The following is a 23,691-nucleotide window of genomic DNA, read 5'->3' on the forward strand; positions in this document are numbered from 1 at the left end:
TTTACACCCCCCCCCCGGGGGCCGCCCCCCCCCCCCCCCCTCCGCCCCCCCCGCCCCCGGGGCCCCCCCCCCCCCCCCCCGGCCGGGGGGGGGCCGGCCCCCCGGGGCGGCCCCCCGCCCCCCGACTGCTGTTCCAGGCAGGGGAGTTGGCCACAGAACGCCGAGGGCCGCAGGAGTCGGGGACTCCTGCGGCCCTCGGCGCACGGCCGGACGGGGGTCGTCGCCCGGTCAGGCGGTGCGGTCCAGGTCGCCGCGCAGCACCGGGTGGGCGAAGGGGGTGCCGTCCGCGTAGCGGGCCAGCTCGTCCGCCGCCGCGGCCGCCATCCGCCGCAGTTCGCCGCCGAGCGAGCCGGCGACGTGCGGGGTGAGCAGGACGTTGGGCAGGTCGTAGAGCGGCGAGTCGGCGGGCAGCACCTCCGGGACGGTGACGTCCAGGACCGCGTGGAGGCGGCCCGAGACCAGCTCCTCGACCAGGGCGTCCTGGTCGATCAGCGAGCCGCGGGAGGTGTTCACCAGCGTCGCCCCGTCGCGCATCAGGGCGAGCCTGCGGCGGTCGATCATGTGCCGGGTGCCGGGCAGTTCGGGCGCGTGCACGCTCACCACGTCGCTGAGCCCGCACAGTTCGTCGAGCGTCACCGAGCGGGCGCCCAGCGCGGCCGCCTCGGCCTCGTCCACGTACGGGTCGTGGAGCAGCAGCTCCAGGTCGAAGGGGCGGAGCAGTTCGAGGACCCGCCGACCGATCCGGGAGGCGCCGACGATGCCCGTGGTGCGCCGGTAGTTGCCGGCTCCGGGGTAGGCGGCCTGCCAGTCGTGCGGGGCCCGCCGTTCGCGGTAGTCGGCGCTGAGCCTCAGCACCTGCTTGTTGGCGAACAGCACGTTGGCGACGGTGTACTCGGCGACGGGCAGGGCGTTGGCCCAGGCGGCCGAGGAGACCTTTATGCCGCGCTCCCAGCAGGCGTCGGTGACATGGTGCTTGACCGATCCGGCGGCGTGGACGACGGCGCGCAGCCGGGGCGCGGCGGCGAGGACGGCCTCGTCGAGCGGGGGGCAGCCCCAGCTGCTGACGATCACCTCGGTCTCGGCGAGGACGGCGGCCGCCTCGGGGCCGGTGAAGTCGTCGACGACGAACACCGGGTCGAGTCGGGCGAGGGTGGTGAGCCGCTCCATGGTCTCGTCGTCGACCAGCCGGTCGACGAGGTCCGGGGTCATGGCCAGCAGGGCGCGCGGGCGCCGGCGCGGCGCGTCGGGTGAACTCCCGTTCGCAGCGGTCGGGTTCGGCGGATTGGACACGTGGTTCTCCGGCGCGGTCGTGGAGTTGGCGGTCTGGTGGGTCACTTGACGCTTCCCGCGGTCAGTCCGGCCTTCCAGTGGCGCTGGAGGGCGACGAACGCGACGACCAGCGGCACGACGGCCAGCAGCGAACCGGTGACGACCAGCGGGTAGAACTCGGGGAACGCGTGGGTCTGGGTGTTCCACGCGTAGAGGCCGAGGCTGACCGGGAAGAGCCGGTTGTCGGAGAGCATCACCAGCGGCAGGAAGAAGTTGTTCCAGATCGCGGTGAACTGGAACAGGAACACCGTGACGAAGCCGGGCATGACCATCCTGAGCCCGATCGACCAGAAGGCGCGCAGTTCGCCCGCGCCGTCCGTGCGGGCGGCCTCCAGCACCTCGCCGGGGATGTAGCCGGCGCAGAACACCCGGGCGAGGTAGACGCCGAAGGGGTTCACCAGGGAGGGCAGGAAGACCGCCCAGAAGGTGTTGGCGAGGCCGAGTTCGGAGGCGAGCAGGTACATCGGCAGGGCCAGGGCCGTGGTCGGCACCAGCACGCCGAGCAGGACCAGCCCGAACAGCTTCTCCTTGCCGGGGAAGGCGTACACGTGGAAGGCGTAGCCGGCGCCGACGCAGACGAGGGCGCAGAGCAGGGCCCCGACGCCCGCGTAGAGCAGCGAGTTGAGGTACCAGCGGAAGTAGATGCCGTCGCCGGTGGTGGCGAGGGCGTGCAGGTTGGCGCCGAGGTTCCAGTTGGACGGGGTGAGGCCGTGGCCGCCGAGGAGGTCGCCGGTGTTCTTGGCGGCGGCGGTGAGCAGCCAGCCGAGCGGCAGCAGCGTGTAGGCGGACGCCAGCACGAGGGCGCCGTTGACGGCGGCCCTGGACAGCGTCCAGGGGGTGCGCGGGGTGCGGTCGCGGCCGGTCCGGGGGGCGCGCGGGCGCGGGCGGGTGTCGCGTTCGGGGGCGAGGGTGGTCATGCCGAGTCCTCCGTCCGGCGGGCGGGGCGGGTGCGGGTCGCCCAGGTGACGAGGAAGGACAGGACGGCCGCGGTGATGGCGAGCAGCACCGAGGAGGCGGCGGCGAGGCCGTAGTCGCCGCGGTCGAAGGCGGCGGTGTAGGCGTACATGTTGGGGGTCCAGGTGCTGATGACGCCGGGTGAGGCGCCGTGCAGGATCATCGGTTCGGTGAACAGTTGGAGGGATCCGATCACGGTGAACAGGCCGACCATCACGATCGAGGCGCGGATCAGCGGGATCTTGATGCTGAGGACGGTGCGCAGCGGGCCGGCGCCGTCCACGATCGCGGCCTCCAGCACCTCGCGGGGGACGGCCTGGAGCGCGGCGTAGAAGATGACGGTGTTGTAGCCGACCCACTCCCAGAGCGCGATGTTGACCACGGCGGGCAGCGGGTTGCCGAGCAGGTCGGGGCTGCTCCCGGCGGAGTTCAACACCTCGATGACCGGGCTGATGCCGGGGGTGTACAGGTACATCCAGATCAGGGCGGCGATGATGCCGGGCACCGCGTGCGGCAGGAACAGCGCGAGCTGGAAGAAGCGGCGGGCGCGGGCCAGCGTGGAGTCCAGGAGCAGCGCGAGCGCCAGGGACAGGCCGACCATCAGCGGGATGTACAGCAGGCAGTACAGGGCCGTGGTCCCGAAGCCGTCGAGGAAGGCCGGGTCGCCGAGGGCGCGGGTGTAGTTGCCGAGGCCGGTGAAGACCGTCTCGACGCCGCCGAAGCCGAGGCCGGAGCGGTGCTCCGTGTAGAGGCTGAGGTAGACGGCGTACCCGATCGGGACGAGCGTGCAGGCGGTGAAGAGGATCAGGAACGGCGCCAGGAGCACGGCCGGCGCGCCGTACCGGCCGGACCGGCGCCGCCCGCCGGTGGGGCGGGCGGGCGCGGTGCGGACGGCGCGGTCGGTCGGGGCGGTGGTCACTGGGCGACCTTGATTCCGCGGTTCTTCAGCTCGGCGACGGTGGCCTGCTGCGCGGCGTCCACGGCGGACTGGACGGTGCCGCCCTGGGTGAGCTTTCCGAAGGCGTCCTTGAGGGAGGTGTTGGTGGCGCCCATGGCCGGGCCCCACTGCCAGCCGGGCTTGATGGACTTGGCGGCGTCGGCGTAGATCGCGTAGACGTCCTGGCCGCCGTAGAAGTCCGTCTTGAAAGCGGCCTGGGCGACGGACACCAGGGCCGGGGCGGCCGGGTAGGCCGAGGAGGTGCCGGAGGCGATGCGGGCGTTGAAGCCCTCGGGCGTGCTGGTGGCCCAGGTGGCGAACTCCACCGCGGCCTTGGCCTTCTTGCTGTTCTTGGAGACCGCGAAGGTGGTGCCGCCGACCATGCCGCTGGCGGGGTTGCCGTCCCAGGTGGGGACGGGGGCGACGGCCCACTTGCCGGAGGCGTCGGGGACGGTGCCCTTGAGCACGCCGCCGCCCCAGGAGGCGCCGAGGTAGCCGGCCGTCTCGCCCTTCTGCAGGGAGGCCGTCCACTGCTGGCTGAAGGACGGCATGACCCGGACGAGGTCGTCGTTGATCAGCTGCTGCCAGTAGTCGCCGACCTTCCTGCTCTCCGGGCCGGTGGCGTCGACCTTCCAGGCGTCGCCCGAGCTCTTGAACCAGTGGGCGTCGGCCTGCCAGGCCATGGCCTCGAAGGTGGTCGGGTCGTCGGGGAAGAAGGTGGCGATCCGGGCGTCCGGCTGGGCCTCCTTCAGCTTCCGGGCGGCGGTGCGGAATTCGTCCCAGGTCTTCGGCGCGGTGATGCCGGCCTTGTCGAAGAGGTCCTTGCGGTAGTAGAAGGCCTGCGGGGAGGCGTCCAGCGGCAGGGCCCAGGTGGTGCCGCCGAGGGTGGTCAGCTCCAGGGCCTGGTTCAGGTACTTGGCCTTGACGCCGTCCGTGACGAGCTTGCCGATGTCCTGCACGGCGCCCTGGCTGACGAAGTCCGGCAGCTGCGAGTACTCGACGTTGAACACGTCGGGCGCGTTGCCCGCCTTGACCGCGTTGGAGATCTTGGCGTAGCCGCCGGCGACGCCGGAGGGGATCTCCTCGTAGGTCACCTGGATGTTCGGGTGGGTGGCGTTGAAGGCGGCCACGACCTCCTTGGTGCCCTTGGCCCAGCCCCAGAAGGTGAGGGCGACGGGCTTGCCGTCCTCGGCGCCACCGCTCGACGAGTCGCTGCCGCAGGCCGCGAGGGACGTCATGCCGAGGGCGGACGCGACGAGGGCGGCGGCCAGACGGGGGGCTCTGCGGACACGGGTGGGGGTGGTGGACATGGCTCGTCTCCCGGTGGAGGGGGTGTGCGGGGTGGGGCCATCCTGTGACCGCGCTTCGATCGAAGTCAAGGGTTCTGGATCAAATGATCCGCTTCGATCTGGCATACCTCGCAATGTTCGGGCTTCTTTACGGGAAAGCACCCTTTCCGTGATGTTTTCCCCTGTCATCTCGGATCATTTGATCAATATCATGGACGATCGATCTGGGTTCTGCCCGGATCCGATCCCCCGCCACCGACCGAGGAGCCCCGGCATGCCCCCGATCGAGCTACCCCCCGAAGACCGCTCGCTCAGCCCCCTCACCGGCTGGACCAGGGCCCACTGGGAGGCCGCCGCGGACGGCCTGCTGGCCGCCGTCCGCCGCCACGCGGGCCCCGAACACGCCCTGATCGCACTGCCCGGCGACCGCCCCAGCTGGTCGGGGCCCCGCTCGGACGGGCTGGAGGGGTACGCCCGGACGTTCCTGCTGGCCGCCCTCCGCGTCGCGGGCGCCCGAGGCGACGACCCCCACGGACTGCTCCCGGCCTACGCCGAAGGGCTCGCCGCCGGCACCCGCCGCCCCACCGCCGAACGCGACCTCACCGACGCCGACCCGGTCTCCTGGCCGGTGATCACCGACCGGGGCCAGGCCATGGTCGAGGCCGCCTCGATCGCCCTGGCCCTGCGGATCACCCGCCCCTGGCTCTGGGACCGCCTGGACGAGGACGTACGCGCCCGGGCCGGTGCCTGGCTGGCCCAGGCCCTCCACCGGGCCCCGGTGGACAACAACTGGTGGCTCTTCCCGCTGACCGTGGGCGGCTTCCTCGCCGAGGCGGGCATCGACACCGCGGCCGCGGAGCGGGCCGTGGAACGCGGCCTGGCGAGGATCGAGACCTGGTACCGGGGCGACGGCTGGTACACCGACGGACGCCCGCGCGCCTTCGACCACTACAACGGCTGGGCCTTCCACCTCTACCCCGTCCTCCACGCCCACCTGGGCGGCGACCGGCACCTGCTCGACCTGTACGGCGGCCGGCTCGCCGCCCACCTCGACGCCTGCGCGCACGCCTTCGGCGCCGACGGCGCCCCCGTCCACCAGGGCCGCTCGCTCACCTACCGCTTCGCCGCCGCGGCCCCGCTGTGGGCCGGAGCGCTCTGCGGGAACACCCCGCTGGCCGCGGGCACCACCCGCCGCCTCGCCTCCGGCGCCCTGCGGTACTTCCTCGACCGCGGCGCGCTCGACGCCGAGGGCCTGCTCACCTCCGGCTGGCACGGGCCGTACCCGCCGATGGTCCAGCCGTACTCCGGGCCCGCCTCCCCGTACTGGGCGGCCAAGGGCTTCCTCGGACTGCTGCTGCCGCCGGAGCACCCGGTCTGGACGGCCGTCGAACAGCCCGGACCCGCCGAACTCGGCGACGCCGTCCGGCCGCTCCCCCGGCCCGGCCTGCTGATCCAGTCCACCGCCGCCGACGGCCTCGTCCGGCTGCACAACCACGGCAGCGACGACCAGCCCGCGGACGAGGTGCTGCCCGACGACCCGCTCTACGCGCGCCTCGCCCACTCCACCGCGACCGGCCCGGTCCTGGACGGACCGCCGGACAACCACCTCGGCCTGGTGGTCGGCGGCACGCTCACCGAGCGCGGCCGGATCCGGCCGCTCGGCGCCGGCGACGGCTGGGCCGCCTCCGAGCACCGGCCCCGGGCGGGCGGCGCGGAACTCCCCGGGGTCGTCGTGACCTCGCTCGTCCTCGCCGCCGGGGCCGAGGAGGTGCACGCCCACCTGGTCTCCGGGGCCGAGCCGGGCACCGAGGTCCGGCACAGCGGCTGGGCGGTCGCCGGGGACTCCGTCGAGACCGCCGTGGACGGGCCGCTCGCCACCGCCACCGCCACCGGGCCGGACGGCCTGCCGCTCGTCTCGCTGCTGCGCTGCGCGAGCGGCTTCACCAGCGCCGGCACCGACCCGCTGCCCTCGGGCACCGCGTTCGGCGCCGTCGGCGCGGTACCCCGGGTCACCGGGCGGACCGCCGACGCGGCCGCGCTGTTCGTCAGCACCGCACGGCTCGCCCGGGGCCCGGTGCGGCCGCCCCGCGCGGCCGTCGAGGTCCGCACCGAACCGGCCCCGCGGGGCCACCTGCTCCACGTCCGCTGGCCGGACGGCGGGCGGCACACCGCCCTGCTCGCCACCGGCTCCGTCACCGTCCGCCGGGAGGACTGACCACCGTGCGACTCGCCCTCTCCACCCTGGGCCTGCCCGGCCGCCCGCTCACCGACGTCCTCCGGCTGGCCGCCGAACACCACTGGCAGGGACTCGAACTGCGGTGCGCGCCCGGCGAACCGGTGCACCCCGACCTGACGGCCGGGGAACGGCGAAGCGCCCGGCGGGAGTTCACCGCCCACGGGATCACCCCGCTCGCCGTGGCCTGCTACCTCGGCGTCGCCGCTCCGGGCGACGACGACCGGCTGGCCGCCGCCCTGGCCGACCACCTGCGGCTGACCGCCGACCTCGGGGCGCGCCATCTGCGCGTCTTCCCGCACGGCGCGCGGTCCGCGCCGGGCGAGGACGACCGGCGGGCCGCCCGGCGGCTGGCCGCCGCGGCCGACACCGCCCGCTCCCTCGGCGTCCGCATCCTGCTGGAGACCCACGACTCGCACCGCTCCGGGCGCGACGTGGCGCGCGTGCTCGACCTGGTCGGGCATCCGGCCGTCGGCGCGCTGTGGGACCTGCTGCACACCCGGCTGGCCGGCGAGAGCCCGGCGCAGAGCCTGGCCGCGCTCGCGCCCCACCTCGGCTACGTCCAGGTCAAGGACGTCGCGAGCGACGACGACCTCACGCCGCTCGCGCTCGGGGCGGGCGTGCTGCCGATCGCCGAGTGCGTGCGCGCCCTGCCGGCGGACTGCTGGGTGTCCTGGGAGTACGAGGCGCCCTGGTACCCGGCCGCCGCCCCGCTGCCCGGGCTGCTGGGCCCCGGCGCGGCCTACCTCGCCCGGCTCGCGGCCTGAGACCGGGGCGGGCCGGGCGGGCGCGGGCCGGGCGGGGGCGGGCCGGGCGGCGCGGCCGGGACGCCCCGGGGCACCGCCCGGCCGCGCCTCAGCCGGCCGAGCCCGCGCCCCCGCAGGAGGTGCGGATCTCCAGTGAGGGCAGCAGTTCGAGGCGGTGCACAGGCAGCGAGCCGCCGAGGTCCAGGCGGCGCAGCAGCAGCTCCACGGCGGCCGCGCCCACGGCCCGCTTCGGCGGCGCGACAGCGGTCAGCGGCGGCGCGGCGAGGGCCGCGAACACGTCGTCGTACGCGATCAGCGCCACGTCGTCCGGCACCTGGAGGCCCCGGGCCCGCAGCAGCGGCGGCAGCTGGATGGCGTCCTGGTCGTTGTGGACCAGCACGGCCCGCACGCCCCGGGCGGCGGCCTCGGCGATCCGCTCGGCGACGGCCTCGGAGTCGACGCCGGGGCGGCGGATGTCGATCACCGGCTGCGGCTCCAGCCCCAGCAGCGCCGTCCCCTCGGCGTAGCCGGCCCGGACCTGGTGCGCCGTCCAGGTGTCCTCCCGGGCGACCAGCAGCACCGAGCCGTGCCCGAGCGAGACCAGGTGGCGCAGCGCCAGCAGGACGCCGTGCCGGTGGTCCGAGCCGACGGAGTCCAGCGGCGCGCCCTCGCCGTCGGCGGGCGGGCGGCGCTCGACGAGCACGGCGGGCACCGGGAGCCCCCCGGTCCACAGCCGGTCCTCGCCGCCGGCCGGACGCCAGTTGGGGGTCAGGAGCAGGCCGTCCACCCCGGAGTCGAGCAGCTGCCCGACCTGGGCGCGGTCGTCGGCCGACTCGTACGGGGCGATGGCGAGCACCAGGCGCGCACCGGCGTCCGCGGCGGCCGAGCGGGCGCCGCCGACCACCTCGTCGAAGTACGAGCCGACGGTGGGGACGAGCATGCCCAGGACCCGGTCGGCGCCCTCGGCCGCGGTGGGTTTGGCACGCGGCAGCGAGACCGCGCCGTGCGAGCGCTGCAGCAGCCCGTCGTCGGCGAGCACCGCCACGTCGCGGCGGACGGTGACGGCCGAGAGGCCCATCCGGGCGGCGAGGTCCACCACGCGTACCGTCCTGAGGTCGCGCACGACCTCGAGGATCCGGGACCGACGCTCCTCGGCCGTGATGGTCATGGCTTCCTCCTGCGTGCCCCGTGCCCCGTGCCGCACGGCATCTGATCAATCTGGCTCGTTCAATCGAAATTCGATCGAACGAACACAGATGCGCCGAGTCGATCAGAACTACCGTACCGGTCGGCCGATCGGCCGGTCAGGCCATCCCGCGTTCCCGGCCTGCGAAAACCCCGACCGAACCGCCCGGACCGCCCGCACCGCCCGCTCACCGGGCGTCCGGCGCCGTCGCCCGGCCGGCCGCTCCCCCGGTCACCGGTCCCGCAAAGGCGCCGCCCCGGTACTCCCCCGCAGCACGACCTCGGTCGGCAGGGCCAGCCGGACCGGCCGCCCGCCCCCGTCGGACTCCAGCGCCAGGGTGACGGCACTCGCGCCGAGCCGCTCCAGCGGCATCCGCACCGTCGAGAGCGCCGGCGCCACGTCCGCGGCGAACGGGATGTCGTCGAAGCCGGCCACGGACATCCGGCCGGGCACGTCGACCCCCCGCGCGCGCAGTTCGCCCAGCGCACCGATCGCGCAGACGTCGGACAGCGCCAGCACGGCGGTCGGCCACTCGGCCTGCGGGCGGTCGAGCAGCCGCCGCACCGCTTCGCGTCCCCCGTCACGGGTGAACTCCACGTGCTGGACGGCCCCTTCGGCCGGCTCGACGCCCGCCTCGGCGAGCGCCTCGCGCACCCCGGCGAGCCGCTCCATCGGGACCCGCAGCCGCTCCGGCCCGGTGATCACCGCGAACTCGCGGTGCCCCAGGCCGAGCAGAGCCCGGGTCAGGTCGGCCGCGCCCCCGCGGTTGTCCGGCAGGACGGCGTCGTAGCCGGGGCCGTGGTCGGTGATGGTGGCGATCCGTCCGCCGTCCGCCCGGTAGTCGGCGAGCGCCGCGTCGACGGCCCGGACGGCGGCCGGGTCGGTGTGGGCGGAGCCGGCCAGGACGATGGCCCGCACGCGCTGGCCGTGCAGCATGCGGACGCCCCGCACCTGCGTCTCCGGCTCCCCGTCCGTGTTGATCACCAGCGGGAGCAGCCCGGCCCGCCCGGCGGCGTCGGAGACCCCGCGGGCGATGGCCGCGAAGTACGGGTCGGCCACGTCGTGCAGGAGCACGCCGACGTTGGCCGTGGCGGCCCGGGCGAGCGCCTGGGCGGGAGCGTTCGGCAGGTATCCGAGGGCGTCGGCGCTGGCCCGGACCTTCGCGGCCAGTTCCCCGCCGACCGTCCGGGCCGAGCCGTTGAGCGCCCGGGAGGCCGTCGCGAGCGAGACCCCTGCGTGACGGGCGACCTCACTGAGGGTGACACCCATCGACCGTTCCCCGCTTTCCTCCGCCACCTGCATTGACGTGCGAAGCATATCTCCATAACCTCCGGGAAAGCGCTTTCCCCTTGCCGGCACCGACCGCACAGGACGCAGAGGACCACGCATGACCCAGAGAGTGACGCAGCGAGTGATCGGCGTCGTGATGAACGGCGTCACCGGCCGGATGGGCTACCGCCAGCACCTGGTGCGCTCGATCCTGGCCATCCGCGAACAGGGCGGACTCGCCCTGGAGGGCGGCGACACGCTGTGGCCCGAGCCGATCCTGGTCGGCCGCGACGCCCGCAAGCTCAGGGAACTGGCGGACCGCCACGGCCTGACGCACTGGACCACCTCGCTGGACGAGGCACTGGCCCACCCGCTCGCCGAGATCTACTTCGACGCCCAGATCACCCGGGCCCGCGAGCCGGCCCTGCGCGCCGCCATCGCGGCCCGCAAGCACGTCTACACCGAGAAGCCGACCGCGGAGTCCCTCGACGCCGCACTCGAACTGGCCCGGCTGGCCCGGGAGGCCGGGGTGTGCAACGGCGCCGTGCAGGACAAGCTCTTCCTGCCCGGCCTGCTCAAGCTCAAGCGACTGGTGGACGGCGGCTTCTTCGGCCGCATCCTGTCGGTGCGCGGCGAGTTCGGCTACTGGGTGTTCGAGGGCGACTGGCAGGACGCGCAGCGCCCCTCCTGGAACTACCGCGCCCAGGACGGCGGCGGCATGATCCTCGACATGTTCCCGCACTGGCGGTACGTGCTGGACCAGATCGTCGCGCCCGTCCGCTCGGTGTACGCGCACACCGCCACCCACATTCCCGAGCGGGTCGACGAGCAGGGCCGGACCTACCCGGCGACGGCCGACGACGCCGCCTACGGCGTCTTCGAGCTGGAGGGCGGGATCACCGCCCAGATCAACTCCTCCTGGGCCGTCCGGGTCGACCGCGACGAGCTGGTGGAGTTCCAGGTCGACGGCACCGAGGGCAGCGCCGTCGCCGGGCTGCGCAACTGCCGGATCCAGCACCGGGCCACCACCCCGAAGCCGGTGTGGAACCCGGACCTGCCGGCCACCGAGCGGTTCCGCGAGCAGTGGCAGCAGGTCCCGGACAACGGCGAGTTCGACAACGGCTTCAAGGCCCAGTGGGAGCTCTTCCTGCGACACGTCGTCACCGGCTCCCCGTACACCTGGGACCTGCTGGAGGGCGCCAAGGGCGTCCAGCTGGCCGAACTCGGCCTGCGCTCCGCCCGCGAGGGCCGCCGCCTGAGCGTTCCCGAGCTGGAGATCCGATGACCGAGCTGAACCTTCCCGGCCACGGCCGCCACCGGCTGAGCACCCCCGAGCCGCTGGAGATCCCGGCGCACCCGCCGAAGGAGCGCACGGCCTTCGCCGCCGCGCACGTCGTCGCCGACCCGCTCGGCGGCAACGCCCCCGGCGCCCCGGCCGCCGTCGACTGGGACGCCACCCTCGCCTTCCGCCACCACCTCTGGTCCCTCGGCCTCGGCGTCGCCGACGCCATGGACACCGCCCAGCGCGGCATGGGCCTGGACTGGGCCGCCACCCGGGAGCTGATCCTCCGCTCCGGCGCGGAGGCCCGCGCCGTCGGCGGCCGGCTCGCCTGCGGCGTCGGCACGGACCAGCTCACCGGCCCGGCCGCGGGCCTCGCCGACATCACGGCCGCCTACGAGGAGCAGCTCGCGGTGGTCGAGGAGGCCGGTGCGCAGCCCGTGCTGATGGCCAGCCGCGCCCTGGCCGCGCGGGCCCGCGGGCCGGAGGACTACCTCCGGGTCTACGGCCGGCTGATCGCCCAGGCCGGTCGGCCGGTGATCCTGCACTGGCTCGGCGAGATGTTCGACCCGGCGCTGGCCGGCTACTGGGGCTCCGCCGACCTGGACACGGCCACCGGGACGGTGCTCGCGCTGATCCGGGAGCACCGCGCCGGCATCGACGGCATCAAGGTCTCCCTGCTCGACGCCGAGCGGGAGATCGCCCTGCGCCGCGCCCTGCCCGAGGGCGTCCGGCTCTACACCGGTGACGACTTCGACTACCCGCGGCTCGTCCGCGGCGACGAACTCGGCCACAGCCACGCGCTGCTGGGCGTCTTCGACCCGATCGCCACCCGCGCCGCGGCCGCGCTGCACGCCCTGGACGCCGGCGACCTCGACCGGTACGACGCACTGCTCGCCCCCACCCTCCCGCTGGCCCGCCACCTGTTCGCGGCGCCGACGTACCACTACAAGACGGGCATCGTGTTCCTCGCCTGGCTGGCCGGCCACCAGAGCCACTTCACCATGGTCGGCGGGGCGCAGAGCGGCCGTTCCGTCGTCCACCTGGTGGAGCTGTTCCGGCTGGCGGACGCCGCCGGGGTGCTGCCCGATCCGGAGCTGGCGGCGCACCGGATGCGGCGGTTCCTCGCGGTGGCGGGGGTGGAGGCGTGAACCGGCTCTCGCTGAACCAGATCACCACCAAGGGCTGGAGCCTGCCGGAGGCGGTGCGCGGCTGCGCGGCGGCCGGCGTCCCGGCGATCGGGCTCTGGCGCGACAAGGTGGAGGAGGTCGGCGTCGGGTCCGCGGCCAAGCTGGTCCGCGAGGCGGGACTGGCCGTCAGCAGCCTGTGCCGGGGCGGCTTCCTCACCGCCGAGGGGCCGGACGCCCACCGGGCGGCGCTCGCCGACAACCTCCGTGCCCTGGAGGAGGCGGCCGAACTCGGCACCGACACCCTGGTGATGGTCGTCGGCGGGGTGCCCGCGGGCAGCCGCGACCTGGCCGGAGCCCGGGAGCGGGTCGCCGAGCGGCTGGCCGAACTCGCCCCGTACGCCGGTGACCTGGGCGTACGGCTGGCGATCGAACCGCTGCACCCGATGTTCTGCGCCGACCGGGCCGTGGTCTCCACCCTCGGCCAGGCCCTCGACCTGGCCGAGCGCCACCCCGTCGAGCAGGTCGGCGTCGTCGTCGACAGCTACCACGTGTGGTGGGACCCGGACCTCGCCGCGCAGGTCGCCCGGGCGGGCGCCCGGATCGCCTCGTACCAGGTCTGCGACTGGACGCTTCCGCTGCCCGCCGACGCCCTGCTCGGCCGGGGCCACGTGGGCGACGGCCACATCGACTTCGGGGCGCTGACGGCCATGGTCACGGCCGCCGGCTACACCGGCTGGATCGAGACCGAGATCTTCAACCAGGAGATCTGGGACACCCCCGGGGAGCAGACCCTCGCGACGGTGGTCGAGCGCCACCGGGCCCACGTGGCGGGCGCATGAGGGTCGTTCTCGCCCCGGACTCCTTCAAGGGGACGGTCACGGCGACCGACGCCGCCCGGGCGCTGGCCGACGGCTGGCGCTCGGTGCGGCCGGGCGACGAGCTGATCGCGCGTCCGATGGCCGACGGCGGCGAGGGCACCATCGCCGCCGTCGCGGCCGCCCTGCCCGGCACCACCGAGCACGAGGTCCCCGGCTGCACCGGCCCCGACGGGCGGCCGGTCACCGGGCGGTACGCCCTCCTGCCCGACGGCACCGCGCTGGTGGAACTCGCCGTCGCCAGCGGACTGCCCCTGATGTCCCGCCCCGCACCGCTCACCGCGACCACGCGGGGCACCGGCGAGACCGTCGCGGCGGCCCTCGACGCGGGCGCGCGCCGGCTGGCGGTCGCCCTCGGCGGCTCCGCCTCCACCGACGGCGGCAGCGGCCTGCTCGCGGCGCTCGGCCTGCGGCTGACCGACGCGCGGGGCCGGGAGCTCCCCGACGGCGGCGGAGCCCTGCCGCGGGCCCACCGGGTCGACGTCACGGGCCTGCGCCCGGCGCCGCCCGGGGGTGTGGTGCTGCTCACCGATGTCACGAATCCGCTGCTCGGCCCGGACGGCGCCGCCGCCGTCTACGGCCCGCAGAAGGGCGCGGACCCGAGCGAGGTCGCCCTGCTCGACCAGGGCCTCACCCGGCTCGCCGCGCTCCTCGGCGCGGACCCGGCGCGGCCCGGCACCGGCGCGGCGGGCGGCACCGCCTACGGCCTCGCGGCCGCCTGGGGCGCCGTCATCCGCCCCGGCGCCGCCGCCGTCGCCGACCTCCTCCGCCTCGACCGGGACATCGCCGCGGCGGATCTGGTGATCACCGGTGAGGGCCGGTACGACGCGACCAGCCTGCGCGGCAAGGCGGTCGGCGAGGTCCTCGCCCGGGCCGCCCGGGCCGGCGTCCCCGCCCGGATCGTCGCGGGCGAGTCGGCCGACGACCGGGTGCTCACCCTCGCCGCGCTCGCGGGCGGCCCGGCCTCCGCCCGGGAGCACGCCCGCCTGTGGCTGGTCCGCGCCGGCGCCCGTCTCGCCCACAGCGCGGCGGGCTGAACTCCCGCCGTCCGGGGCCCGGTCCCCCCGCGCTCGGCGCGGACCGGGCCGCCCGGGTCACCCGCCCGGCACCACGTTCGCCGGCGGCAGGCCCTCGAAGAAGGCCACCGCCTCCGCCCGCCAGTGCGGGCGCCAGCTCTCGGCCTCGGCGCGGGCCGCCTCGGCGCAGCGGCGCATGTCGGAGCGGAGCTTCCGGTCCACGCCCAGCCGTCGGGCCAGCTCGCGGACCTGTTCGACCGCGTCGGCCGGGCAGTGCGGGTCGCCGAGCGCGGACTCCACCACGGCCCGCTGCGCCTCGTCCGCGCGGGCGAGCAGGGCGCTCACGGCGTAGCTGCGGCGTCCCGCGCGGAGGTCGGCGCCGGTGGACTTGCCGGTGGCGTCCTCGTCGCCGAACAGGTCGAGGTAGTCGTCGCGCAGCTGGCCGCCGATGCCGACCAGGCTCGCGTACCGGCGCAGCCGTGCGTCGTGGCCGGCCACGTCCTCGCCGGCGGCCAGCAGCCCAAGCCGCAGCGGGGCGAGCACGGAGTACCGGGTCGACTTGTACTCGCAGACGGTGTGCAGGAACTCCTCGTCCGGAAGCGGCAGGAAGTCGCGTTCGAGGTCGAGGATCTGGCCGGCGACCGTCTCGGCGCCGGCGTTCAGCTGCACCTCCAGCATCGCCTGGCGCAGCCCGGCGGGGACGTCCGCCTCCAGCAGGACCCGCATCGAGAGGAAGGCGGCGAGGTCTCCGGCCAGGACGGCCAGGCCGAGCGCGGTGCGGTCCGCCGCCGGGAACTCCCGGCGGTAGGCGTAGTAGGTGGAGGGGCCGCCGCGGCGTACGGGCGCGTCGTCGATGATGTCGTCGTGGACGAGGCCGTGCGTCTGGAGCAGCTCGATGCTCAGCGCGGCCTCCGCCAGGCCGGGCACGGGGTCGGTGGTCACCAGTCGGGCCGCCTCGTACAGCAGGGCGACCCGCAGCCGCTTGCCGCCGCGCAGGGAGAGGTCCCGCAGCAGCTCCAGGCAGCGCGGGGTGAAGCGGCTGAGCGACGGCGTGTCGAGGCGCTCCGGCAGGGCGGCGAAGTAGGCCTCGAAGCGGAGGTCGAACCGGCGCCGGTGTCCGGCGGCTCGTTCGCGGGCGGCTGCCATGATCGTCTCGTTCACGAGGCCCACCCTCGCATCCGGCGTACGGGGCCGCGCGGCCGCCCTGCCTACTCGGTCTGGACGGCGATCAGGCAGGTGTCGTCGTCGGTGTCGGCGGGGCTGAGTTCGAGCAGCCGGTCCAGGTACTGCTCCAGGTCCGGGCCGGGGGCGCCGGCCGCCCGGAGCAGCTGCTCCACCGACTCCTCCACCGGGCGGTCCCGGCGTTCGACCAGCCCGTCGGTGTAGAGCAGCAGGACGTCACCCGGGTCGAGCCGGGCGGTGCGTTCCTCGTACTCGGCGTCGTCCAGCGCGCCGAGCAGCACGCCGTGCGGCAGCGGCAGCACCTGGGCGCCGTCCGCGCCGAGCCGGATCGGCGGCAGGTGGCCGGCCCGGGCCCAGCGCAGTTCGCCGCCGACCGGGTCCAGCAGCACGCAGACGGCCGTCGCGGTGACCTGGCCCGGTTCGCGCAGGGCCACGGTGTTGGCCCACTCCAGTAGCCGGCCCGGGCCGGCCCCGGTGACGGCGAGGCCGCGCAGGGCGTGCCGCAGCGCGACCATCCCGGTGGCCGCGCCGACGCCGTGCCCGGCCACGTCGCCGACCGCGAGCAGCACCCGCCGGTCGGGCAGCACCAGCACGTCGTACCAGTCGCCACCGACCCGGTCGCGCTGGGCAGCGGGCCGGTAGCGGACGGCGGCGTGCAGGCCGGTGACGGCGAGCGGGGGCGGGGCGGCGGGCAGGATCGCCTGCTGCAGCCGCAGTGCCAGCTGCGCCCGTTCGGCCGACTCCTGCTCGCTGTCGGCCAGCCGCTCCCGGGTGGCGCCGAGCGCGACCTCCGTCCAATGCTGGGCGGAGACATCGTGGTAGGCGCCGCGGACGGCGACGAGCCGGCCGGTCTCGTCCACCACCGGCTCGGCGATCACCCGGGTGAAGCGGTGGGTGCCGTCCGGGCGGTCCAGCCGGACCACCGCGGAGGCGGTGCGGTGGTGGTGCCGGACGGTGTCCAGCAGCCGCCGGACCGCCGGCCGGTCGTCCGGGTGGGTGTGCCGCACGAGCCGGTCCAGCGGTACGGGCGGGGCGTCCGGCGGCAGCCCGTACAGCTCGCGCAGCCCGTCGCTCCAGCGGATCCGGCCCTCGGCGGGGCGCTCCTCGAACCCGGCCACCCGGGCCAGCCGCTGGGCCTGGCGCAGCAGGGCGGCGTGCTCGTCCTCCTCCCGCTCGTCGTCCAGCCGCCAGCAGACCAGCAGCCGGCCCCCGAGCGGGACGACCGAGAGCAGGACGGCCACCGGGACGGCGGGCCCCTGCTCCCGGAAGGCGAGCCGGACCCGCTCGGCGGTCGACGGCACGCCCGTCTCGTACGCGCGCAGCAGCCGGTCGAGCAGCCCGGCGGCCGAGGCGACCGGGTAGGTCTCCAGCAGCGAGGCGCCCTCCAGTGCCTCCCGGGGCCGGCCCAGCGGGTCACGGAACCGGGCGTTGACCCGAACCACCGTGAAGTCGGCGATCCGCTCGGCCCGCAGGACGGGGGCCAGCAGCAGCGCGGGGGTGAGCAGACCGTCCAGGAGGTCGTCGGCCCGCTCGGGGGGCACGGGCTCCGGGAGCGGGCCGAGGAGGGTCGCGCAGAGGTCGGCGAGGGCGTACAGCCCCCGGCGCCGGGCCGGGCCGAGCACCGGGGCGGAATCGGGGCCGGTGGCCGGCCAGAGCAGCTCCAGCGCGCCCGTGCGGCGGCGCCGGTCGAACAGCGGGACGACCGCCCGGGCGGCGGCGCCGCCCACCGAGGGACCGTCCGCCCCCGGTTCCCCGGGCCACAGCTCGGCTCCCCCGCCGACGACCAGCTGCGCCGGGGTGGGGACGCCGGGCGGCACCCGGGACCAGCCGGCCGCCTCCTCGGCGGAGAGCCCGGCCTGCGCGGCGAGGGCGAGCGCGCCGCCGGGCAGCCGCTGCCAGACGGCCACGGCGCGGACGCCGAGCGCCGCCGCGGCCTGGTCGAGCACGGCCCCGGCGGCGTGCTCCAGGTCGGGCGCGGAGGCGAGTGCGGGCGCGACGGGCGGGCCGGCCTCGGGCGGTTCGGCGGTGGGGAGGCCGAGGGCCGCCGGTCCGGGCGCGCCGTCCGGAGCCGGTGCGGGAGCTGATCCCGGTTCCCGGCCCGGCTCCGTTCCCGGCTCCGGGAGGCCCGCGATGTCCGTCGCCAGGACGAGCACCGGCACGCCCGACTCCCGGGCCAGCCGGGCGAGGTGCGCGGCGGCCTCGGCGACGGGCAGGCCGAGCCGCTCGGCCAGGATGCCGGTGGCGAGGTCGACGGCGGCCCTGGTCCGCGCCTCGGCGTGCGCGCGGGCGGCGGCCGCCCGGAGGCGACGGACGGTCTCGGCCAGGGCCCGGGCGGTGCGCTCCGCGGCCTCCTGCGCCGCGGACTCCTGCCCGGCGGAGTCCTGCCCGGCGGACTCCTGCTCGGCGGTCACGGCGCACCCCGGGGCCGGGGCGCGGCGCCCGCCCGAGGAGCCGTCATGACGCGTCCAGCCATTCCCGCATCCGCTCCAGCAGCCGGCCGGTGTCGACCGGCTTGGTGATGTGGTCGTCGGCCCCGGCGGCCAGGCTGCGGTCCCGGTCACCGGGCATGGCCTTGGCGGTGACGGCCACGACCGGCAGCCGCTCGAAGCGGGCGTCGGCGCGGATCTCCGCGATGGCGGCGTAGCCGTCCAGTTCGGGCATCATGACGTCCATCAGCACCAGGTCGGTCTCCGGGTGGGCGCGCAGCCGGTCGAGCCCGGCGCGGCCGTCGGCGGCGTGCAGGATGGTCAGCCCGTGCCGTTCCAGGGCTGCGGTGAGCGCGAAGACGTTGCGGATGTCGTCGTCGACGATCAGTACGGTCCGTCCGGCGAGCGGTCCCGCCACGGCCGGGGGCGGCTCGCTCTCCTCGGTCTCCTCCACCGCCGAGGGGCCCTCCACCGCCGAGGGGCCATCCACCGCCGAGGGGCCCTCGACCGCCTCGGGGGCCGCGTCGCCGCCCCCGCCCCCGCCCCCGGACCCGGGCACCGGCGTGCCGCCCGTCGCCACCGCCGCCGCCTGCTCGCCCAGCGGCAGGTACAGCGTGAACCGGCTGCCCTGCCCCGCCGCGGAGCGGACGGTGATGGTGCCGCCGAGCAGCCGGGCGAGCTCCCGGCTGATCGACAGGCCGAGGCCGGTGCCGCCGTAGCGCCGCGCGGTGGAGCCGTCGGCCTGCTGGAAGGCTCCGAAGATGGTGTCCAGGTGGGCCGGGTCGATGCCGATCCCGCTGTCGTCGACGTGGAAGGCCACCGCGGCGGGCGCGCGCCCGAGTCCGGGCGGCAGCTCGGCCTCCTCGACGCGTTCGATCCGCAGCTCGACCCGGCCGGTGTCGGTGAACTTGACGGCGTTGGAGAGCAGGTTGTGCAGCACCTGGCGCAGCCGCGCCTGATCGGTGACGATCCGTTCCGGCACGGCCCGGTCGACGGCCACCTCGAAGGCGAGCCCCTTCTGGTCGGCCAGCGGCCGGAAGCCGGACTCCACGTACTCCAGCAGTTCGCGCACCGCGAAGGGCTCGATGGACAGGTCCATCTTCCCGGCCTCCACCTTGGAGAGGTCCAGGATGTCGTTGATGAGCTGGAGCAGGTCGGTGCCGGCCGAGTGGATGACGCCCGCGTACTCGACCTGTTTGGGGGTGAGGTTGCCGCCGCTGTTCTCGGCGAGCAGCTGGGCGAGGATGAGCAGGCTGTTCAGCGGGGTGCGAAGCTCGTGGCTCATGTTGGCCAGGAACTCCGACTTGTACATCGAGGTCCGGGTCAACTCCTGTGCCCTTTCCTCCAGTTCCTGGCGGGCCTGCTCGATCTCCAGGTTCTTCGCCTCGATGTCCCGGTTGCGCTGGGCGAGCAGCGCGGCCTTGTCCTCCAGTTCGGCGTTGGAGCGGCGCAGTTCCTCCTGCCCTTCCTGCAACTCCTTGGACTGGGCCCGGAGTTCGGCGGTGAGCCGCTGGGACTCGCCGAGCAGCTCGTCGGTGCGCGCGTTGGCCAGCAGGTTGCCGAGGTTGACCCCGCAGGCCTCGGCGAACTGGGTCAGGAAGTCGCGGTGGACCTGGGTGAACGGGTGGACCGAGGCGAACTCCAGCACGCCGATCAGCCACTCCTCCAGGGCGATCGGCAGGACGACCAGTGAGCGGGCGTCGGCGCGGCCCGCGCCGGAGGAGACGGTGGCGTAGCCGGGCGGCAGGTCGTCCACGGCGACGGTCCGCCGGGTCCGGGCGGCCTGGCCGACCAGGGACTCCCCCAGCCGCAGCCGCCGCCGCTCCCCGGCCGGGCGGCCGTAGGCGCTGATCAGGGCGAGTTCGGTGCCGTCCGCGCCCTCCTCGGCGAGGAAGAACGCGCCGTACTGGGCGCCGACCAGCGGAGTCAGCTCGTCGGTGATCATCCCGGCGACGGCGCGGATGTCCCGCCGGGCCTGGATGGCGGCGGAGAAGCGGGCCAGGTTGCTCTTGAGCCAGTCCTGCTGCTGGTTGGCCAGGGTGGTCTCGCGCAGCGATCCGACCATCGCGTTGATGTTGTCCTTGAGGTCGGCGACCTCGCCGGAGGCGTCCACCCTGATCGAGCGGGTCAGGTCTCCGGCCGCGACGGCGCTGGTGACCTCGGCGATGGCGCGGACCTGCCGGGTGAGGTTGCCGGCCAGCTCGTTGACGTTCTCGGTGAGCCGCTTCCAGGTGCCGGAGACACCCTCCACCCGGGCCTGCCCGCCGAGCCGGCCCTCGCTGCCGACCTCCCGGGCGACCCTGGTCACCTCGGCGGCGAACGAGGACAGCTGGTCGACCATCGTGTTGACGGTGGTCTTGAGTTCCAGGATCTCGCCGCGCGCGTCCACGTCGATCTTGCGGGTCAGGTCGCCGTCCGCGACGGCGGTGGTGACCTGGGCGATGTTGCGCACCTGGCTGGTCAGGTTGTGCGCCATGAAGTTGACGTTGTCGGTGAGGTCCTTCCACGTCCCGGCGACGTTGGGCACCCGGGCCTGGCCGCCCAGGATGCCCTCGGTGCCGACCTCCCGGGCCACTCTGGTCACCTCGTCGGCGAAGGCGGACAGCGTGTCCACCATGGTGTTGATGGCGGCGGCGAGGGCCGCGACCTCGCCCTCGGCCTCGACGGTGATCTTCCGGGAGAGGTCGCCGCGGGCCACCGCGGTCGCCACCTCGGACATCGAGCGGACCTGGCCGGTCAGGTTGGAGGCCATCACGTTGACGTTGTCGGTGAGGTCCTTCCACGTCCCGGAGACCCCCCGGACGGTGGCCTGGCCGCCCAGGTTCCCGGCGGTGCCGACCTCCCGGGCGACCCTGGTGACCTCGTCCGCGAAGGAGGACAGCTGGTCGACCATCGTGTTGATGGTCTCCTTCAGCTCCAGGATCTCGCCGCGCGCGTCGACCCGGATCTTCTGGCTCAGGTCGCCCTCCGCGACGGCGGTGGTCACCTCGGCGATCGAGCGGACCTGGGCGGTGAGGTTGTCGGCCATGACGTTGACGGACTCGGTGAGCGCCCGCCAGGTGCCGGAGACGTCCCGGACGTCCGCCTGGCCGCCGAGCCGACCCTCGGTGCCCACCTCCCGGGCGACTCTGGTCACCTCGGCGGCGAACGAGGACAGCTGGTCGACCATCGTGTTGATGGTCGTCTTGAGTTCCAGGATCTCCCCGCGGGCGGCGACCGAGATCTTCTGGGTGAGGTCCCCCTCGGCCACGGCGGTCGCCACCTGGGCGATGTTGCGCACCTGCCAGGTCAGGTTGCCCGCCATCGCGTTCACCGAGTCGGTCAGGTCGCGCCACGTCCCGGCGACGCCCGGCACCTGCGCCTGGCCGCCGAGCCGGCCCTCGGTGCCGACCTCCCGGGCCACCCTGGTCACCTCGTCCGCGAACGAGGACAGGGTGTCCACCATGGTGTTGACGGTGCTCTTGAGCTCCAGGATCTCGCCGCGCGCGTCCACCTCGATCTTCTGGGTGAGGTCGCCGCGCGCCACCGCCGTGGTGACCTGGGCGATGTTGCGCACCTGCCAGGTCAGGTTGCCGGCCATCGCGTTCACCGAGTCGGTCAGCTCCAGCCAGGTCCCGGTCGCGTCCGGGACCTGCGCCTGGCCGCCCAGCCGCCCGTCGCTGCCGACCTCCCGGGCCACCCTGGTCACCTCGGAGGTCACCCGGGCCAGCTGGTCGGCCATGCCGTTGAAGACCTCGGCGATCTCCCCCAGCACCCCCGGCCGGTCCGGGGCGAGCCGGGTGCGGAAGTCCCCGTCGCGCACGGCCGTCAGCCCGGCGAGCAGCTGCCGCAGTGCCTGCTCGGCCGGGTCGGCCGCGGGGGCTGCGGCTACCGGGTGCTCGTCCATCCGCCCACCGTCCGGATCGCTCGCACGGCCTGGGTGCGCCGTCGTCCGGGCACCTCGGACCCGAGGGCGACGGGCTGCCGCCCTGCTCCCACTGTGCCACCGCGGGCCGGGGGCGACACTCGGGACGGACGGGCCCGGGGCAGGGGCGGACACTCGGGGCGGACGCGCCCGGGCGGGGGCGGCAGGCCCCAGCGGCCCCGGCGGCCTCAGCCCGGTACGGTCCCGCGGATCGGAAAGGCGTCGGTGGCGCCGGTGAGTTCGAGCATCCGCAGGATCAGCGGCCGGGGCCGGGCCAACTCGATCCGGCTGCCGTCCACCGCCGCCCGGGCCTTGGCCCGCAGCAGGGCGTTGAGCCCGGTGGAGTCGCAGAACTCCAGCCCGGCGCAGTCCACCACGACCACGCCGGCCGGCCCGGCGAAGGTCCGGTTCAGCGCGGCCCGCAGGTCGGCGCTGGAGTCGAGGTCCAGTTCGCCGAGCAGCACCAGGACGGTGCCCAGGGCCCACGGCCGGATCTCGACCGTCAGCCCGTCGCCCCGGTCGACGGCCGGACCGCCGCACTTCGACGGGCGCCGTGTCATGGCTCGGGCTCCTCTCGCTCGGTGAGGACCGGGCTCCGGTCGGTGCCGGCGCTCACATCCATGCGGCTGTCCGCTGCGGAGCGCGGGAAACCCCGGGCGGGGAAGCGGGCGATCAGTCGGGCCGCCGCGGCTCCCCGTCCGAACCGGCCGCCGTCAGGGCCGGCGGGCGCGGCACCTCCAGCCAGACCAGCTTCCCGCCGTCGTCGGGCCGGAAGCCCCAGGCGTCGGCGAGCCGGTCCACCACCCGCAGCCCGTGCCCGCCCGGTCGGCCGGCGCCGGCGAACGGGCGCAGCCGCGGCGGTACGGGGCTGGCGTCCGCGACCTCCACCCGCAGCCGGGCGCCGTCCCAGTGGAGCCGCAGTTCGCGCGGGCCGCCGGAGGCGTGCAGGCAGGCGTTGGTGACCAGCTCGGAGACCATCAGCAGGACGTCCTCGGCCGCGGCCCTCCGGTCCTCGTCGGGGGCCGGCAGCCAGTGCCAGGACACCAGCGCCCGCCGACTGAACTCCCGGCTGCGCTGCACCGCGCCGGCGCTGCCTTCCAGCACCAGCCGCCTGGTCTGCTCCCGACTCGGCGGCCCACCGTTCCCGGGGCGGTCCACGGTCTGCCTCCTCACCTCGGCTCGGGCGGTGCGGCGGGCCCGGCCGGGCCCTCGCCGGGCGCCTCCAGCGCGGTGCGGAGGTCGGGGTGGACCCGCAGCACGCCGTCGGCCCCGGTGATCGCGAGCAGCCGCAGCACCAGCGGGCCGGCGCCTGCCAGCTCCAGCCCCACGCCGTCCCCCTGGGCGTCCAGCCGGGCGCGCAGCAGGACGTTCAACCCGGTCGAGTCGCAGAACCGCAGGCCGGCGAGGTCGACGACGATCCGCTCGATGCCGGCCGCCGACGGCGGCCGGGCGAGGGCGGTCCGCAGGCCGTCCGCGGTGTCGTGGTCCAGTTCCCCGGTGACGGTGACGATCCGCACCGGCCCCCGGTCCCCGACCTCGACCCACAGGTCGCCGGACTCGTGCTCCCCGGTGGGCTCGCAGGGTTGCTCGGATGGCCGTGGCATGGCTCGCTCCCGGTCCGGTGGGGACGGCGGGGCGCCGTCCCGACCATCATCGCGCGCGCCGTGCCGGGCCGCGCGGACGGCCGTACCCGCGAGTATCCCGGGTACGGGCGGGAGCACCGTCCGTCGGTCGTCCATGCCCCGCGTCTGCCCGAACCCGGCCGGGACACACGTACCGCCGCCGGCCCGGGAGCACGTCCGGGTCGCACCCGCAGGCCGGCGCGCGGACGTTTCGCGCGAGGACGTTTCGCGCGTGGACGTTAGAGCCCGCCGTGGCGGGGAAGTCGCCTTGGTGGCGGGGCCGCGGGACGCTCGCCGGTTCGTGCCGCCCCGGG

The 23,691-nt window shown here is 75.4% G+C and carries 18 protein-coding genes; 6 read left to right on the forward strand and 12 right to left on the reverse strand.

Annotated elements, in window-relative coordinates; genetic code table 11:
- Positions 1–228: 228 nt before the first annotated feature.
- The 4 genes from ACFVVA_RS00005 to ACFVVA_RS00020 all read right to left on the reverse strand — a co-directional run bounded on the left by ACFVVA_RS00005 (position 229) and on the right by ACFVVA_RS00020 (position 4,530).
- A complete protein-coding gene (locus tag ACFVVA_RS00005) occupies positions 229–1,209 on the reverse strand; it encodes a hydroxyacid dehydrogenase (RefSeq protein ID WP_387684773.1) in 981 nt (326 codons plus the stop codon).
- Positions 1,210–1,331: 122 nt separating this feature from the next.
- Positions 1,332–2,246: a carbohydrate ABC transporter permease gene (locus ACFVVA_RS00010; protein WP_387684063.1), complete on the reverse strand. Its 915-nt coding sequence runs from the start codon at positions 2,244–2,246 to the stop codon at positions 1,332–1,334.
- Complete coding sequence (locus tag ACFVVA_RS00015) at positions 2,243–3,202, reverse strand: carbohydrate ABC transporter permease (protein WP_387684065.1); 960 nt, start codon at positions 3,200–3,202, stop codon at positions 2,243–2,245. Before ACFVVA_RS00015 ends, ACFVVA_RS00010 begins: the two co-directional genes overlap by 4 nt.
- A complete protein-coding gene (locus ACFVVA_RS00020; protein WP_387684067.1) occupies positions 3,199–4,530 on the reverse strand; it encodes an ABC transporter substrate-binding protein in 1,332 nt (443 codons plus the stop codon). The genes ACFVVA_RS00015 and ACFVVA_RS00020 overlap by 4 nt, the downstream gene beginning before the upstream one ends.
- Positions 4,531–4,783: 253 nt before the next feature.
- On the opposite strand from ACFVVA_RS00020, the gene ACFVVA_RS00025 reads away from it, so the two are divergent.
- Entirely contained in the window at positions 4,784–6,724 is a 1,941-nt protein-coding gene (locus ACFVVA_RS00025; RefSeq protein WP_387684069.1) for a DUF2264 domain-containing protein, read from the forward strand.
- Between the two features lie 5 nt (positions 6,725–6,729).
- Positions 6,730–7,509 carry a sugar phosphate isomerase/epimerase family protein gene (locus ACFVVA_RS00030; protein WP_387684071.1) on the forward strand — a complete coding sequence of 260 codons (780 nt, stop codon included), beginning with the start codon at positions 6,730–6,732 and terminating at the stop codon, positions 7,507–7,509.
- An 88-nt stretch (positions 7,510–7,597) separates the two neighbouring features.
- Here the strand turns inward: ACFVVA_RS00030 and ACFVVA_RS00035 are convergent, their stop codons facing one another.
- Both ACFVVA_RS00035 and ACFVVA_RS00040 read right to left on the reverse strand, forming a co-directional pair.
- A complete protein-coding gene (locus ACFVVA_RS00035; RefSeq protein ID WP_387684073.1) occupies positions 7,598–8,656 on the reverse strand; it encodes a substrate-binding domain-containing protein in 1,059 nt (352 codons plus the stop codon).
- Between the two features lie 249 nt (positions 8,657–8,905).
- The gene (locus ACFVVA_RS00040; protein ID WP_387684075.1) at positions 8,906–9,943 is read right to left on the reverse strand and encodes a LacI family DNA-binding transcriptional regulator; all 1,038 of its coding nucleotides are present in this window, start codon (positions 9,941–9,943) and stop codon (positions 8,906–8,908) included.
- 118 nt (positions 9,944–10,061) lie between these two features.
- Between ACFVVA_RS00040 and ACFVVA_RS00045 the strand changes: the two genes are divergently transcribed.
- The 4 genes from ACFVVA_RS00045 to ACFVVA_RS00060 are packed head-to-tail and all read left to right on the forward strand — an operon-like array spanning position 10,062 to position 14,264.
- Positions 10,062–11,228: a Gfo/Idh/MocA family protein gene (locus ACFVVA_RS00045; RefSeq protein ID WP_387684077.1), complete on the forward strand. Its 1,167-nt coding sequence runs from the start codon at positions 10,062–10,064 to the stop codon at positions 11,226–11,228.
- On the forward strand, positions 11,225–12,373 hold the full coding sequence (locus ACFVVA_RS00050) for a dihydrodipicolinate synthase family protein (protein ID WP_387684079.1): 1,149 nt from the start codon (positions 11,225–11,227) through the stop codon (positions 12,371–12,373). The genes ACFVVA_RS00045 and ACFVVA_RS00050 overlap by 4 nt, the downstream gene beginning before the upstream one ends.
- Positions 12,370–13,191 carry a sugar phosphate isomerase/epimerase family protein gene (locus ACFVVA_RS00055; protein WP_387684081.1) on the forward strand — a complete coding sequence of 274 codons (822 nt, stop codon included), beginning with the start codon at positions 12,370–12,372 and terminating at the stop codon, positions 13,189–13,191. Before ACFVVA_RS00050 ends, ACFVVA_RS00055 begins: the two co-directional genes overlap by 4 nt.
- On the forward strand, positions 13,188–14,264 hold the full coding sequence (locus ACFVVA_RS00060) for a glycerate kinase (protein WP_387684083.1): 1,077 nt from the start codon (positions 13,188–13,190) through the stop codon (positions 14,262–14,264). Before ACFVVA_RS00055 ends, ACFVVA_RS00060 begins: the two co-directional genes overlap by 4 nt.
- A 57-nt stretch (positions 14,265–14,321) precedes the next feature.
- Here ACFVVA_RS00060 and ACFVVA_RS00065 read toward each other — a convergent pair whose 3' ends face one another.
- The 6 genes from ACFVVA_RS00065 to ACFVVA_RS00090 all read right to left on the reverse strand — a co-directional run bounded on the left by ACFVVA_RS00065 (position 14,322) and on the right by ACFVVA_RS00090 (position 23,359).
- Positions 14,322–15,389, reverse strand: a complete 1,068-nt coding sequence (locus ACFVVA_RS00065; RefSeq protein WP_387684775.1) for a polyprenyl synthetase family protein — start codon at positions 15,387–15,389, stop codon at positions 14,322–14,324.
- 62 nt (positions 15,390–15,451) lie between these two features.
- On the reverse strand, positions 15,452–17,836 hold the full coding sequence (locus ACFVVA_RS00070; protein ID WP_387684085.1) for a SpoIIE family protein phosphatase: 2,385 nt from the start codon (positions 17,834–17,836) through the stop codon (positions 15,452–15,454).
- A gap of 43 nt (positions 17,837–17,879) precedes the next feature.
- Entirely contained in the window at positions 17,880–21,737 is a 3,858-nt protein-coding gene (locus ACFVVA_RS00075; RefSeq protein ID WP_387684087.1) for a HAMP domain-containing protein, read from the reverse strand.
- Positions 21,738–21,943: 206 nt separating this feature from the next.
- A complete protein-coding gene (locus ACFVVA_RS00080; RefSeq protein ID WP_387684089.1) occupies positions 21,944–22,315 on the reverse strand; it encodes an STAS domain-containing protein in 372 nt (123 codons plus the stop codon).
- A 112-nt stretch (positions 22,316–22,427) separates the two neighbouring features.
- A complete protein-coding gene (locus tag ACFVVA_RS00085; protein ID WP_387684091.1) occupies positions 22,428–22,913 on the reverse strand; it encodes an ATP-binding protein in 486 nt (161 codons plus the stop codon).
- An 11-nt stretch (positions 22,914–22,924) separates the two neighbouring features.
- Complete coding sequence (locus ACFVVA_RS00090; RefSeq protein WP_387684093.1) at positions 22,925–23,359, reverse strand: STAS domain-containing protein; 435 nt, start codon at positions 23,357–23,359, stop codon at positions 22,925–22,927.
- Positions 23,360–23,691 lie beyond the last annotated feature (332 nt).

This window comes from Kitasatospora sp. NPDC058048 (assembly GCF_042885555.1).
GTDB classification, from domain to species: Bacteria; Actinomycetota; Actinomycetes; order Streptomycetales; family Streptomycetaceae; genus Kitasatospora; species Kitasatospora lactacystinica.